Below are 15,634 nucleotides of genomic sequence, written 5' to 3'. Positions count from 1 at the left end.
CCCGGGCGTAAGGGAAGTCGGTCGGTACTGGTGGCTCACCCGTGGAGGAACACCATGCCGCAGAATACGCGTTCGGCGAGATCCGTGGCGGGCGTTCGAGGGACATCATCGCGTTGGAGGCGGCGAAGGAGATGACGTCCGAGTGTTCCGGATCGCACTGCTGGCACCCGGGTTTCGCAGCGGTGGGGCACACGATCCGGGCCATACTGGAGGCATGCTCGTTCCCAGCGGCCAGCTCTCGCCACTCCAGCACCATCTGTTGCAGGAACTGGATCTCTGTGACCTCCCGGTTCCGGAAGCGGCGCCCGAATCCTATGCGGTGCGCGATCTCGACACGGACGAGGTTCGCGCCGCCTTGCCGACTCTGCTGTGGTCCGGGCTGGTTGAGGAGAGAGCCGGAGCCCGAGGCGTGCTCGGGCTCACTCCGCTCGGAGCGGCTGCCCTGAGCGCGGCGGAGTGCGACGAGCTGACGGCTCGCCTGGTCGCGGTGGCGTCCTTCGCCGACACCGTGTCTCGCGGCGCGCCCTCCCGAGCCGCCGGGCACGCCCTGAAACGGCTCGCGGAGGGGTCCTGGACCCTGGAACAGGCGGAGTCCCATGTCCGTGAGGGTGAGGCGGGCAGCGGCCCTTCATGACTCCTCCGGCCGGCCGAAGTCCAGGACGACACGGCGCCGGGCGCGGGTCGCCCCCGGTTGCGGTGGGAGGACACCCGCCGAGGTGAGTTCGGCGACGGTGATGACCGGCGAACTGACGATCTTCGTGGTGAGCGCCTGCTGCGTGGGTGCGAGGTCGACCAGCCGCCGCAGGACCGACAACAGGTCGATCAGCTCCTCCGTCCACTCTCTCGGCCAGGCCGTGACGTGCATGTCATCCAGGGGACTGGTCTTCCTGCTGGTCGGGGAGGCCTTCCGGTAGCCGAACCACTTCCTGATGACGTGCATGCCGCCGACTTCGTAGTCCCAGACCTCGGGCGGGACGCCCGTGAAGGTACCCGGGCCCACGTGCAGGGTGCCGGTCTCCGCGTCGTAGCCGAGCGTGTCGGGCACGGCGGAGCCGATGCCCGTCTCGTACCGCACCTGCCGTGGGTCTCCCGGTGGAAAGCCGACACCGTCCCTGTCGGCCGTCGGCCCGCTGGGCGGGGTGCCGGCCTCGCCGTAGGTCGCCGCCCACAGGAACTCACGGCCCGCGCCGACGGCCTCGCTCCACAGCTCCGGGTCGCGCGTGAGGGGTAACCGGACGCCGGGCGTGAGCAGTTCCTCCGTGAAGTGCTCGGTGAAGGCACTGTGCCCGGCGACGGCCACTGCGTACGCGGCGAGGTCGTGCACCGGCACGTCGGTGAGGCCGAGCGCAGCGGCCAGGTACCGGAGCAGGCCGGTGGGGATGTTGGCACCGCCGTCCGGATGGAGAACGGGGTGCACCCTTCCGCCCCGACCGTTGAAGTGGTGGGTGTCCGGTAACAGCGCGGTGGCCACCAGCGCGGGACCGCTGCCGATCTCGTGGCTGCTCTGCTGGTTGAGGAATATCTGCCCCGGCTGCAAGGACTCCCACAGGTCGGGCCGTGGGAAGTCGAGCACCCTGTTGTCGGCGATGAGCCACTGGCGGTCGAAGCTGCGCAGGGCGATCCGCACGAGCCGCGGCTTCGTGTCCTTCTCCCGCTCCATACTCCGGTCGGGGTGTGGGAAGCCCGGTAGGTCCGGCGGCCGCGTGCTGAGCCGGCGGTCCCGTGTCTCCTTGAACAGGACGGATTTGACCTCGGGATCGTCCTCCGCGCAGACACGCGCCCAGCGGCGGGCGAGAACCGACACCGACGGCGAACTCACCCATGACCGGTTGGACTTGCTGCCTGGACTGCCCCAGGGGAAGAGCGCTTCCAGCGGTGGGTAGTCCTCCCAGCCCGACAAGGCGACCGGAGTGAACGGCCGCACCCCCCGAGAGTGAGCATCCCGCCAGCCCCCGTCATCGAGACGCACCCCCCGGAGCTGATCGAACTTCTCCGCCCGCCCGCCGTGCAGCGCCCGGTAGTGGATGCGCGCCGGTCCACCGGACCCGTGATCCGCCCGCCGCACGAAGACGCAGATCGACAGTGGCTGGGCGACATGCGGGAACACGCGGGTGGCCACGTCCGACCGCTGGCCTTCCGGCGACAGGCTGATGATCCACCCCTCGTCGCAGGTCCTGCGCAGATAGTCGCGCATGCCCCGCCCGGCCGGACCGGTGGCGAACGCCGAGGGAGTGATGAAGCAGACGACGCCGTGTCGTTCGTCCTCGTGGGCGTCGAAGACCTTCCATGTCGCCCACCGCCAGAAGTAGATGTACATGTTCTTCAGCGCGTGCTCGTAACGGCCGTTGCCCGGGTGCCGGAAGTCGTCCAGGGGAGGCCTGCCCTGGCCCTTCACCCGCTTCTCGATCCAGCCACCGCGATTCTCGGCCTTGTCGTCGTAGGGAGGATTCGAAATGACCACGGTGACGGGGATGTTGGCCTTCACATGGTTCGCGCGGGCGCGTGACACCGACAAGGCCGCATAGGTCGAGGCGAGCTGCTCCTCCTGGATGTACGGGTCGTCGAGCGTGTCCGTGACATAGAGGTTGAGGCCGCCCGGCGGGAGGTGGGCGCCGTGCTTCTTCAGCAGGTCGGCGGCGCGGAGTTCGGCGACGGCGAACGGCCCCATCTGCAGCTCGAAGCCGTACAGGCGCTCGGCGAGACGGCCGATCGCGTCGGGCGCCATGGCGTCGCCGTGCCGCTCGGCCGCTTGCAGCGCCACCCGCTCGATGATGGTGTGCAGGTAGGTGCCGGTGCCCATGGCGGGGTCGACGATGTGAACGCTCTCGTCGCCATAGCCGCGGGCCTTGCCCAGGCGGGTGCGCAGTACTTCTTCCGCGAGGCGGACCATCTCCTCGACGACCTGGTGCGGGGTGTAGTACGAGCCGCTGCGCTGGCGGAGACCGTCGTCGTAGACGGACAGGAACGACTCGTAGAGATGGAGGTAGGCGTCCCGGTTGCCTCGGCGGATGGTCTCCCAGTCGACGGCCTGGACGGTGCGGGCGAGGAGGTCCAGGGTCACCTCGAATCGCTCGTTGACGTTGTCGGTGAGCAGTTGGAGCGCTTTGCCCATCAGCGCGTGGCCCGCGTTGAGGCGGCGGCCGATCTCGTGGAAGCTCGTGCCGGTGACCGGGATGTGCTCGGTGCGGGCGAGGAGCAGCGCGAACGTGACGGTCTGGGCGTAGCCGTCGGCGAAGGTCGCGTCGTTCGCGGTGGGGAAGAGGAGCCGGCGCCAGTCGCTTCTGAGACCGGTGAAAGGGCGGTCGGCGGCGGAGTCGGCCGCGTCCGGCACGGCTTCGGCCCGCAGTTGTTCCCGTACGGCCTCGCGCAGCAGGCGGCACAGCGGGGCTATGTGCTGGACCAGGACCGAGACTCGCCGGATCTCGGGCGGGTCCCAGCAGAGCACGGCCTGGGCCAGCGCGTCGAAGGCGGCGAGGTCGCCGGCGGTCAGCTTCTCTCCGGCGGTCTTCAGGGCGCCGGACAGGACGACCTCGTCACCGATCTGCACGCCGTACTGGAAGACACGCCAATGGGTGCCGTTGGTGTAGAGCAGGTTGGGGAGGTCGCGCAGGCGCTCCCACTGCCTCTTGTCGTGGCCGGAGAAGGAATCGGGGTCGATGCTCTTCGTGGGCCGCTTCACTTCGATGTAGCCGGTCACGTGCTTGTCGACGCGGACGGCGTAGTCGGGGCGTACCCCCAGATGGGGGATGCGGGTCTCCGGGTACCAGCTGACATCGTGCCGGGCGTGGTGCGTGGCGACGGTGCGGAACAGCTGTTCCAGCGGGCTGCGGATCGCTGCCTCGCGGTCACCGGGGCCCGTCAGGTTCCGTTTGCATTCGGCACCGAAGACGGAGACGGCTTCCTGGAGCCACTGAAGACGTGCCTCAGCCATCGCTCGATCCCCCCCAATCCCACTGGGCCCGAACGGAGTTCGGGACCAAGCCCTCTTCGGGCAGTATGAGACAGGATGTGCCGGAAGGGGAGGCGCGTGCAGGGGTCCATCCTGGGTGGCAGTGCGCCGGTGCGGTGGAGGCCGGTGTGTGATCGAGCCGAACAGTGGGCAGGCGTGGGGCCCGCCGGTACTCCGGTCGGGCCTCGCACCGGTCGATTCCGCGCCCTGTGCGGTCGGCCAGTCGGCCTGCGTGGTGGCCGTCCTCCAACGGACCATCATGTGTGGTAGCCCGCCGATCTCCGCCACGGCATGGCGACAGTGCGGCTGCTCCGGGCAGCGACCCTGCTACGCCGGCCACGGATTCGCCGTCCGCCGCACCGGCGCCGGGAGAACGCCGCAGGCCCGCCGGTCAGAGTCCGGCGAAGTCGGGTCCCCAGGTGAGCCGCAGGCCGATACTCTCGGCCAGCGCGGTCCAACGGGCCGCGGACGGGCGTCTCTCCAGCACCAGGACCGGATGTGTGGCGGTGCGGGGATACGCGGTCCGGAGTTGGTGGGCGTAGTCGAGGACTTGTCCGATGCCCAAACGGATCTGCTGGTCCTCACGCGCACCCGTCAGACTCTTGACCTCGGCGATGAACACGTCCTCACCGCGCGACCACCCGGCGTCGAACTCCGGAGCGCCGGGAGCGTGCGTACATGCCTCGATGCCCTGGCGCGACAGGTGTCTGATGAGCGCTCCGACTGTCGCCTCTTGCACGGCCGTCGCCTCGTCGAGCCGGCTGAGGTCCAGCGTGAGATCACCGGAAGTGTGTCGGCCGGTCCTCCGCACCCGCAGCGGACCACCGAGAACGCTGCCCTCGGACGCGGCGGCCGCGACCGGACGAACGCGCCCGGTGCGTGCCTTTCTCAGCTCCAGGCACGGTGCGGGACGGCCGTCGAGCAGCCTCGAGAAGCCGTCCCCGTCCACGACGCAGACGTGCCGTCCCCGACTGCGCTCAGCCTCGGCGCCCACCAGCGTGCTGCTGTAGGTTCGGCGGTCGTCGGTGACCACCTTGCTGGCCAGATCGCCGTAGACGACGAGGGTGACCTTCCGGGAGAAGTCGGTTTTGGGGGTCGCGCCGCGTTGACGGGCTCTTTCGGCGCAGCGTGTCCTGAGCGTCCACTCGCCGTCGACGAGGACACGCCCCGTGAAGCAGATCGTCCGATCCTTGAGCCCGTGAACCGTTCCTCCGCACGGTCGGTTCGGCACCGGCATCCTCTCTCAGTCGTCGTCCGGCGACAGCCAGCCGATGTGCCGCAGCACGGGCACGATCCGGAAGCGGGCGAAGGCAACGACCGGTGTCTCGTCATCAGCGGCGGGAAAGAACACGGCGTGCTGGAGGGGCTTCTCGTGCTGCGGGTCGTACAGATCCACAGGAGGCAGATCCGGCCGGTCGAACGCGGACTCCAACCTGACACCCTCTCGGGAGATCAGCTCTCTGAGATGGTGCAGCCCCACTTCGTCCGCGAGGTCCGCCGTCGTGAGCGATCTCCTGATCCGAGGCCTGCCGTGCGTGTCTACGTACGTGGGGAACACCATGATGCGCAGTTCCCCAGGCTCTGCCGAGGCGGAGATCCCGGAACGAAGCCGGTTGTGCAGATTGGAGAGGGCTGCGGGCATCTCAGGAACCACGGTGGGCTTGTAGAGCACCACATCCCGCTCGCCGTTCACCCAGTGGTTGTCGTGCACTGTCAGCGAGGGTTGTCCGGAGAGATGCAGGTCCCACTCGATGGCGCTCGCCCTTGACGTCTCCCCTGAACAGGTCGTGCCTGTCTTGTCGATACGCTTTCCACTGCTCCGGGCCAGTGTGAGGTCGTTCAACAGCCGCACGAGTGATGTCCCCTCCGAAGTTGCTGCCGCTGCTTCAGTCCCGCCGCGCAAGATCCAGCGCCGCCACCCCCACGAACCAGTCCAGTACCTCGCAGATCTCGTCACCGTGCTGCGCGAAGACACTCACCGGGAACGACGGACGCAGCTCCAGCTTCGCCTCGGGCAGGTCGATGCCGTCGATCTTGTTGAGGCGGTTCAGCAGCTCGCGGCGCTGTTCCGTGTCGTCGAAAGGACTGCGGGACTTGAGGTACTGGAAGACGACCTCGACGGTTCCGCTCACCGGGTAGATCCCGAACGGCCAGAGCAGGTGGGGCCGGTGGCTCGTCCCGGCGTCGAGCATCGGGAAGCAGCTCGTCTCCTCGTGCCGGCCGTAGGTCACATGGCCGCCCTGGCGGCGCCAGAAGTCGAGGGCCGCCAGGACACCGGAGTACGCGTCCGGCCGGTTCCCCTGCAACTGCGTGCGGAAGCGCTCGGCCGCCGCGGCGTCCTCCCCGCCGGGGAGCGGGTCGAGCACCGCGGGCCCGCCCACGTCCTTGCCCAGCAGGGTCGCCAGCTCGGCGGCCGACAGGCGCCGGGTACGGTGCGCCCGGCCCCAGGAGTCGAAGCGCACTCCCTCACTGCTCAGCAGGTCCTGCGGCGGCGGGCGGTCGCTGCCGTCCGCCCAGCGGAAGGAGGGCGAGATCTTGCCCTCGGCGGTGAGCACCCGGTAGGCGCCGATCACCGTGGGGTTGGCGCCGAGATAGCTGCCGACGGCCACCGGGTGGCTGCCGATCAGCTCTGCGACATCGCCGTACGTCGTCCACGTACCGCTCGGCATCGCGACCAGCGCGGCGCGCAGCTCGGCCCATCCCGGCGACTCCTCGCCGGTTGTCTTGAGTCCGCCGATCGGGCCGGGCCACAGCTCCACCGCGCGCTCGGCCAGACGGCCGGCACGCTCATGGATCTCCGCCCTGCCCCAGCGCTGCGCCGAGGCGATCTCGAGGTTCATGCGCAGCGCGCTCGAATCGAGGATCTGCTGCTTGCGTTCGAACGGATGATTGGAGAGCTTGGAGTTGTCTCCGGTCAGTGTGAGGTTGCCGAGGGTGTGCACCAGCCGGTCGTGCAGCTCCTGCGGAGTCTGGTCGGGCTCCGTCTCCTCGGCGAGCAGGTCGAACCACGCCGGAGCGGGACGCTGCGGCAGCACGTGCTCCACACTGAGGGACGCCTTGGCGAAGTCCACGGGCTCGGAGGCCCGGTAGCTCTCCTCCAGGCGGCGCAGGATGTAGCTGCGCTGCGGAGGACGGCCGCTCCAGTAGAACGGCTTGGTACGGATCGCCTCGCGCAGTTCCTCGTCGCTCGGCCAGCGGCGGCGCCGGCCGGACAGGAAGCGCCGGACCGCCTCGGCGGCCGGCCGGTCGGTCTCCAGATCCTTCGGCGCCTCCATGAAGATCCGGTTGAGGCCGGTGGTCGGTGTCTGGCAGATCAGGCGCCGCACGAGATAGGACTCGACGTAACCCAGTGCCTGCGCCGCGTCGTCGGGCGTCGTCCTGTCGGCGGCGAGAAGGTCCAGCAGGTGCAGTGCGAGCGGGAAGTGGGTCTGGCCACCCCAGGAGGCCAGACGCTCCAGGACCGCCCGCAGGGCCGGGGACCGCTCACGTGCGGGCTCGATGATGCGCAGAAACCTCCCCGCCCGCTCGGCCAGTTGCTCGATCTCGCGCTGCAGCGCGTCCTCGTCACCGGCCAGCGGCTGGAGCCGCTTCTGTTGCTCGCGGTAGATCTCGCTCTGCTTGGTCTTGTGGTGGCCGCGCACCACCAGGTCGAGCCAGACCAGCAGTTCGAGGTTCTTCGGACCAAGGCTCTGCTGCATGGGCAGCCACAGCTCCTGGTAGATCCGCTCGCCCCGCCTGGGCAGCAGCATGAACACGTAGTTGCGCAACAGGTCGCTCTGGCTGAGTCCGACACCCGTGTTGTTGATCGACTCGAAGATCCGGTAGACGTTGTCGCCGGACTCGGCGGTGATCTCCACGATGGAGAGCAGGTCCTTCAAGACCGTCTCGACAGTGGCGATCCACCGTTCGTCGCCCGCCTCGGGTCCCTCGGCCAGCGCACCGCGGAAGAACCGGTAGGCGGCCCCGACGTTGTCGCCGCCGCCCGCCTCGGCCCGGGACTGGACACAGGCGGTGTACGCCTCCCGGTCCGCCTGCGTGGGCAGCAGGCGGTAGTGGTCCAGGCCCTCGTGGAACTCGTTGACCAGAATCTGGCGGTGCACCCGGTCCGCGGCGCGCGTGTCACCGGTCTCCTTGAGACGGTCGCGGAGTGCCGTGAAAGCCAGCATCAGCGTGGTCAGGCGCTGCTGTCCGTCCACCACCAGCCATCTCTGCACACCACCCGCCTGGATCTGACCCGGTGCGAGCACCACGGAGCCGAGGAAATGGGGAGCCGCGGGATCACCGGCCAGATGCTGGTCGACGAGTTCGCCGACATCCTCCCAGAGCCGCTTCAGCTGCTCCCCGCCCCAGCTGTACGTCCGCTGATAGAGGGGAACTTGAAACTGCTTGTCCCCCTGGACGAGCTTCAGGAAGGTGATCTCCTGCGCGCGCATGCGCTTCCTTTCCCGGACGGACGGATGCGGCCCGGCGGCCTGCCCCGGCGCTGTGGAATCCCTGGTGATGACGGTCAATCAATCTACAGTGAACTCAGTCAACGATGGTGCGCTTTCTCGTCTCAGGAGTTCTGGGGCGCCCCGTGCGCGAGGGCCGTGGCCGTCTGGTGGGAGATCCGGGGCATCGTCTCGTTGGGGGACCGGCGCAGCAGCTTGACGGACCTGCCCTCGGCCCATGCGTTCCAGGCCTTGAGGTAGTAGAGCAGGTGCTCGCGTGAGTCGTCACGGCGCCGGTGTGCCTTGCCCGTGGCGAGGCCGAGCATCGTGTTGCGCAGGGTGAGGCGGGGGTCGCCCGGCTCGAGTCGTGCGCCGGTGACGATTCCTTCCTCCCAGGAGGTCTGATCGATGTCGGGCCGTGCCCTGGTGGTCACGTACCAGCCGATGGACGCCGCGGTGACGGTGATACGGCACCCGCGGTTGAGCGCGATCCCGTGCTGGAGCGCCTCACGGATGCCGGGGTGTTCACCGAGCATGGTCAGGAGCTGATCGTTGCTGGTCACGGAAGCGCCGCCGCTCCACGCCGAGTTGGGCGCGTTCAGGTACAGGTGGAGGCCGCGCAGGGCTGCCGCCAGGTGCACCGCGTTCGTCTCGCCGGCGAGTGCGAGAGCGTCCCGGCCGGTGCGCTTGCGTCCGGTGTCCATCACCGTGAACGAGGCGCGCGGGACGTCGTAGGTGACGGTCAGGGGCACCGCGATGCCCGCCTTGACGATCGCTGCCAGGCGGTGCTGACCGTCGATCAACACACCGTCCTCGTCGAAGGCGATGCCCTGGTGCGTCAACTGCCATTCACCCCGCTGGATCTGGCCGCACAGCTGCTGTACCGCGCTCTTGCTGAGAGGCCGGTTGTTGGTGTTGCGAGTGAGCCACTCTGCTGCCGACTCGGGACTGACGTGGAGCACTTCCATCTGCATGGCGGGCGGCCTCCTTCTCTTGGTGGCATGTGAGGAGTTGGTATGTGTGATGCCTCATCATGCAACTAGCTGTGAACAGAGTCAATCGAGAACATCTCTTGTTTCTGAGTCTCTGGTGCGGTTCCCTGGCTGTGTCCGGGAGAACCGCGGTGCCGCCCCGGCGGCTCCGCAGCTTCATGGCGGCAGCGTTCCGTTGCCCTGTGGCCCTGCGGTGTGCTGATACTCTCGCGCGTGTGCTCAGTTCACACTCGAACTGGCGTACCGGGGGTCGTCGTGCGCGTGCTCGGGTCGGCTGGGGCGGAAGACACAAAGTGGCCACCCATGTGGCCCTGAACAGCAGTGGGGTGGCACGTGAGCCAGCATGAGCACGGCCTCGGCGACGATGCGCAGCCGGTCGGTTCCGTCTATCAGTACGACGACGGGCTCCACATCCGCGTCGATGACATCGTGCCGTACGAGCTGGTCGACCCGGAGGACTCCCACGGATACCGGCAGGGCGACGACCTCGTCCGGTGCACCCTGTACCTGAGCAACGGCACCAGCGGGCCCATCGACCTCGACGGTGTCAACCTCCTGGTACGCACCGGGCCGTACGGCAAGACGGGGCGCCGGGTGCGGGACCACAAGACGGACGTACTCGACGAGGAACTCGCAGGCACCCTGCGCAAGGGCCGCCGAGCCTCTGTGACCTGGGCCTACAGCGTCCCCGCCGGCACTGCCGCGGAGCTGGACATCGAGGTGAGATTCCCGAGCTCGCAGGGCCGCGAGAGCGTCACCTTCAGCACGGTGGGTGCCACGGCGTCCCCGCCGTCCGCAGCCCCTGTAACGGCTGCGCGTGCGAGGCCGGGTCCGCTGCCGGACCAGGCCGCGCTGTTCGGCGAGCAGCAGCCGTCCCTGTTCACCGACACGGAACCGGAATCGGCGGACGGGGGAGGCCCGATCGGCACCGGCGGAGGCCGGATTCCCGGCGGGGTCGTGCTCGGGGCCGTACCGGCACAGCCCACGGGCCCCGACCGGGCGAGCGCGCCCGCCGAGACGCGACCGACGAGGCGGGAGACGGCCACCGCCTCCGCCCGGGCTCAGGAGCTCTCCTCCGAAGAGCTCGACGCGACCCGCGTTCGCCAGATCTTCCGATTCCTCGCCGAGGCGGAGGAGTCGAAGGCGCGGCCCGTCCGCACGCTCGACGGCGCCGCCGGCACCGTGTGGTTCGAGGAGCTGCCGGACGCGCCTGAGGTGGCGGTGATGCTCGACGGGGCACTGGGCGCCGACGAACCGGCCTGGCTGACCCTCGAACGACCCGAGCGCGAGGACGCCCCGCACCCGGAGCCGTTGCTCGCGCCCTGGGTGGACGAGACCCGTATCCGGGACTTCAAGCAGACCCGCGCCCCGCATCTGCGGCGGCGGATCGAGCCCGAATTCCCCGACTGGTCGCGGGGAATCCCCCTGGAGAAGACGTACCACGAGCTCGACGACCACCCGAAGCGGGAGAAGATCGAGAAGCTCTACTCCGCCTGGGAACAGGAGTGGCTGGCGTGGGCCGCGCGGCGTCGCGCCATCGACCCCGTCGTCAGGCTGTACGACCGGTTGCACAAGATGCACGAGGACGCCGCCAACCTCGGTGAGGCCTACGAACTCGTGCTCGGGCTCGGCCGGCTCACCTGGCAGACGGCCGGTGGCCAGCGCGTGGAACGTCACCTGGTCACCCACCGGGCCACCATCCAGCTCGACCCGGCCACCGGCACCCTCACCGCCGCACCCGACCCGACCGGCGCGGGCCTGGAACTGGAAGAGGGCATGCTGGAAGGGGCTCAGCACGTCCCGGGCCCCGTGCGGGAACGGATCGTCGAGGTGTTGGAGGGTGCCTCCGACGTCACCGACCCGGCACACCTCGACGCCGTACACACCGCCCTGCGCAGCTGGGTCAACGCGGTTCACAGCGCCGGGAGTTACGCGCCGACCGTGGAACGCGCCCGGCCGCGCACGCTCGAGGTGCCCCAGGTGGGACTCACCCCCGCGCTGGTCCTGCGGGAGCGCAACCGCCGATCGACGATGGACGCCCTCAAGGCCATCGCCCGTCAGATCGACGCCGGCACGCCTCCCACCGAACTTCTCGGTTACATCGCCGGCCGCGACGGGGCGCTGACCGCCGCCGACCTCGCGGCGGCCGAGGACGACGGTACGGCGGCCGGCGCCGGCGAGATGTACTTCGCGCTGCCCGCCAACGAGGAGCAGCGCACCATCGCCGAACGCCTGCGCGCCAACCGGCTCGTCGTGGTGCAGGGCCCGCCCGGCACCGGCAAGACGCACACCATCGCGAACCTGGTCACGGACCTGCTCGCCCAGGGCAAGCGGGTCCTCATCACCAGCCACACCCCGCGCGCCCTGCGCGTCCTGCGGGACAAGCTGCCCGAGAACATCCGCGACCTGTGCGTGAGCCGCACCGAGGACGGCGCCGCCGCCCAGCGGGAGCTCGAGGCCTCGGTGCAGAAGATCCTCAGCGAGCACGCCGGTTACGACCCCAAGGCATCGCAGACAGAGATCCGCACGCTCCAGGCGCGGCTGGCCGCGGCCCGGTCGGCACAGCAGGCCATGCTGCGCGACCTCGCCGTACTGCGCGAACAGGAGACCCACCGCTTCGAGGCGGAGATCGGTGACTACACCGGCAGCCTCCAGGAGATCGCCGAGCGCCTCACCGCCGAGAGGGAACGGTACGACTGGCTCGGGCAGGTTCCTCAGGAGCAGCCCTCCCTGACCGCCGCCGACGCTGTGCGGCTGCTGCACACCACGCGTGCCTTCACCGCGCACCACCGAGCCCTGGCGGCCGAGGTGCCCGGGCCCTCCGAACTGCCCGGTCCCCGTGACTTCGAGGACGCCGTCCACGTGGTGCGTTCCGCCGAGGAGGCACACGAGGCGGTACGGCAGGACCCGCTGAGCCGGCAGTACGACAAGGCTGTGCGGGCCCTGAGCGCAGCCGAACAGCAGCGGCTGACGACGGCTCTCGACGCGTTCTCCGCCGCCCGGGCCCGCGCCGCGTCCCTCGCGGCCGCCGCCGGCGACTGGGCCGGGGCGCTCCTGGGGGAGGTGACCGCGGGACAGGACTGGCAGGCGCGCAGCCGGCATGCCGCGGTCACCGACGCGCGCGCGGCGCTCGACGCCTCGCTCGCCACGCTGGGGACGGCCATGGTCAGCGGCTTGGAGCAGTACGACCCGGCCACCGCCCTCGGCCAGGCCACCACCCTGCACGACGGGCTCGCCCAGGGGCAGAAGCTGCGCGGCCCGCTCGGCACCCGCACGAAGCTCGCCAAGGCCGTCGGCGGGTTCGTGCAGGCCGTGCGGGTCGACGGGCGGTCCCCCGAGGACGCCGCCACCGCGGCGGTCGTCGTCGCCCGGGTCCGGCTCGAGGTGCGCCTGGCCCAGGTGGAGGCCGAGTGGGGCACCCCCGTCGGCGCCTGGCAGGGCCACGGTCCGCGACTGGCCCGCCTGCGACAGGACGCCGACGTACTGGAGGCCCTGCTCGCCGTCGGCGCCGCCCGTACCGACGTGCTCACCGCTGCCGCCACCTCACCCGGACTCGCCGTCGCGGCCTGGCACGACGCCTCGGTGGAGAACGCCGTACGCGCCCTGCTGCGCGCGGCGACCACGCTCCGGGCCGCCGAGCAGTCCCGCAAGGTGATCGTCGGCACCGAGGAGCTGCTGCGCTCCTGGAGTGACCGGCCCGGTGTGTCTCCCGTCGTCTCCCGCGCGGTCGACGCCGTGCGTGCCCAGGACCCGCAGGGCTACCGGGAGTTCAGCGACGAGATCGCCGAGGTTCGTGAGGCCGCCCGGCTGCGGGCCGAGCAGCACGCCGCACTCACCCGCGCGCGCGAGGCCTTCCCCTCACTCGCCGAGCGCATCACCGGCTCCCCGGAGGACTCCACCTGGGACACCCGGCTGACGCTGCTTCCCGAGGCCTGGGCCTGGTCGGCGTGGCGCGAGCGGATGGAGCGGCTGACCGATCCGGAGGCCGAGCGCGCACTGCGCCGGCGCCTGACGGAAGCCGACGACGAGGCGCGCATCATGCTCGCCCGGCTCGCCGCCGCCCGCGCCTGGCACCGCTGCCTCGGGCTGCTCACCGGCGACCAGTCCCGTGCCCTCAGCGCGTACCAGCAGGCCGCCCGCCGTATCAAGGGCAAATACCAGCACAGGTACCGGCGCGACGCCCAGGCCGCACTGCGCAAGGCGCAGACAGCGGTGCCGGCCTGGATCATGCCGCTGCACCAGGTGGCGGAGACCGTGCCCATGGACCGGCCCGGCATGTTCGACGTCGTCATCGTCGACGAGGCCAGCCAGTCCGGCCTGGAGGCGATGCTGCTGAGCTGGCTCGCCGCCCGGATGGTGGTCGTCGGCGACAGCAAGCAGGTCAGTCCCTCCAACGTCGGTCTCAAGCAGGACGAGTACTTCCATCTGCGGGACCGGCTGCTCACCGGGCTCGAGCCGGACGTGCGCAGCCTCTTCGGCCCCGATTCCAGCTTCTTCGATCTCACCGAAGCGCTCTCCGCGGGCCGCGGCACGCTGATGCTCAAGGAGCACTTCCGGTGCATGCCGGAGATCATCTCCTTCTCCAACGAACTGTGCTACAACCATCGGCTCCAGCCGCTGCGGCAGTACGGCGCCGACCGGCTGCCTCCGGTCCGCACCGTGTACGTCGAGGGCGGAGAAGCCGTCGGCGGCAACGACCGGCTGGTCAACGCCGCCGAGGCCGAAGCCCTCGTCGACGCGATCGTGCGCTGCTGCGCCGACCCCTCGTACGAGGACCGGACCATGGGCGTCATCAGCCTCCGCGGCGCGAAGGGGCACCTGACCGAACTGGAGAACCTGCTTGCCGAACGCCTCGACTACGAGCAGCGTGAGCAGCGGCGCATCCGGATCGGCGACGCCGAGGACTTCCAGGGCGACGAGCGGCACGTCATGTTCGTCTCCTGCGTCAATTCGGCCACCACCGCCGCCGGGACCGTACCGGGCGGCTTCAACGGCAAGACGTACGAGCAGCGGCTCAACGTGGCGGCCTCCCGCGCCCAGGACCAGGTGTGGGTGTTCCACAGCGCCCGTCCGGAACAGTTCCACGAGAACGACCTGCGCCGGCGGTGGCTCGACCACCTCACCCGGCCCGCGGAGGAGGACACCGCCGCGGTCGAGGGCGAGGTGCGGCCGGACGTACGCCATGAGGTGTTCGACAGCCTGTTCCAGCAGAAGGTGTACCTGGAGCTGCGGGCCCGCGGCTACCGCGTGCGGCCCGGTTACCGGGTCGGGCGCCACACCATCGACCTGGTCGTCGAGGGCGGCACCCGCAGACTCGCGGTCGCCTGCGACGGTGACGCCTTCGCCGACGGCGAGGACGCGTCCACCGCCGCCGCCCGCCAGCGGGACCTGGAACGCGTCGACTGGACCTTCGTCCGGATCCGTGGCAGTCGCTTCCACTACGACCGCGAGCAGGCTCTCGCTCCGCTGTGGGCGGAGCTGGAACGGCTGGGGATCGAACCGGTCTCCGAAGATCCGGAGGCCCCCGTCGCTCCCGCGGGGACAGCGGATTCCCGGCTCTCGCCGACCGACGGTCGCACCGAGGACGACGAGGCCGGGGAGCCGCGGGAAGGCAAGCACCTGGAGAGGCCGGGCCCGAGGCACCATGTGGTGTCCGTGGGGGCGGAGGCATCCGACCCCGAGCCCGAGGACCCGCGTGTGTCCTTGCAGGCCCCTGCGGGAGAAGCCGCCCAGGTTCCCGCGCCCCGTCCGGCACAGCCCGGCAGGCAGAGCTCCCTGCCCGTGCAGGAGATCCCTCCCGCCGCCTTTCAGCGGCTGGTGCGCGAGATGCAGGAACTGCGGGCGGCCATCGACGCCCCGGACGAGACACCCGAGGGTCTGGACGCGGCGAAGATCGCCTTCCTCAGGAGGACGCAGGCCGATCAGCGAGAGCGCCGTACGAAGCGACTCGGTTTCCTGCGGAGCTTCCTCGACGCCGTGCGTGTCGGAGAGGAAGCGGGGCCACCGAAGACGGTGTACCCCGGTGCGCTGCTCGTCCTCGAGTTCGACGGACAGCTCGACGAGGCAAACCTCTACACCATCGCCGAACTGCCCACCGAGAAGGCGGAGACCATTTCCCCGTCGTCGCCGCTGGGGCATGCGTTGATGTGGCAGCCCACGGGCCGGGAGGTCTCGTACGAGGCTTCCCAGGGCAGGACCCACGCAGTCGTCGTCCGGGAGATCCGGATCTGACGTCCGCAGGGCGAAGCCGGGGCCCCTGTGGC

7 protein-coding genes are annotated in these 15,634 nt (G+C 70.1%); 2 read left to right on the top strand and 5 right to left on the bottom strand.

Annotated features, from left to right (window positions below):
- The first annotated feature begins 214 nt into the window (after positions 1 to 214).
- Positions 215 to 634, top strand: a complete 420-nt coding sequence (locus O7595_RS03375; RefSeq protein ID WP_269727230.1) for a hypothetical protein — start codon at positions 215 to 217, stop codon at positions 632 to 634.
- On the opposite strand, the gene O7595_RS03370 is transcribed toward O7595_RS03375, so the two are convergent.
- The 5 genes from O7595_RS03370 to O7595_RS03350 form a co-directional block, all read right to left on the bottom strand.
- Positions 629 to 3,931, bottom strand: a complete 3,303-nt coding sequence (locus O7595_RS03370; protein ID WP_269727229.1) for a type ISP restriction/modification enzyme — start codon at positions 3,929 to 3,931, stop codon at positions 629 to 631. The genes O7595_RS03375 and O7595_RS03370 overlap by 6 nt on opposite strands.
- A gap of 409 nt (positions 3,932 to 4,340) precedes the next feature.
- Positions 4,341 to 5,180, bottom strand: coding sequence for a hypothetical protein (locus tag O7595_RS03365; RefSeq protein WP_269727228.1), 840 nt, complete (start codon positions 5,178 to 5,180; stop codon positions 4,341 to 4,343).
- Positions 5,181 to 5,192: 12 nt separating this feature from the next.
- Positions 5,193 to 5,801 carry a hypothetical protein gene (locus O7595_RS03360; RefSeq protein ID WP_269727227.1) on the bottom strand — a complete coding sequence of 203 codons (609 nt, stop codon included), beginning with the start codon at positions 5,799 to 5,801 and terminating at the stop codon, positions 5,193 to 5,195.
- 34 nt (positions 5,802 to 5,835) lie between these two features.
- The gene (locus O7595_RS03355) at positions 5,836 to 8,382 is read right to left on the bottom strand and encodes a GmrSD restriction endonuclease domain-containing protein (RefSeq protein ID WP_269727226.1); all 2,547 of its coding nucleotides are present in this window, start codon (positions 8,380 to 8,382) and stop codon (positions 5,836 to 5,838) included.
- Positions 8,383 to 8,504: 122 nt separating this feature from the next.
- Complete coding sequence (locus O7595_RS03350) at positions 8,505 to 9,353, bottom strand: hypothetical protein (protein ID WP_269727225.1); 849 nt, start codon at positions 9,351 to 9,353, stop codon at positions 8,505 to 8,507.
- A 351-nt stretch (positions 9,354 to 9,704) separates the two neighbouring features.
- Here O7595_RS03350 and O7595_RS03345 point away from each other — a divergent pair, with 351 nt between their 5' ends.
- On the top strand, positions 9,705 to 15,602 hold the full coding sequence (locus O7595_RS03345; protein ID WP_269727224.1) for an AAA domain-containing protein: 5,898 nt from the start codon (positions 9,705 to 9,707) through the stop codon (positions 15,600 to 15,602).
- Positions 15,603 to 15,634 lie beyond the last annotated feature (32 nt).

Source organism: Streptomyces sp. WMMC940 (genome assembly GCF_027460265.1).
Lineage (GTDB): Bacteria > Actinomycetota > Actinomycetes > Streptomycetales > Streptomycetaceae > Streptomyces.
The sequence above is the reverse complement of the archived record's forward strand: the minus strand, read 5'-3'. Positions and strand labels throughout refer to the sequence as shown.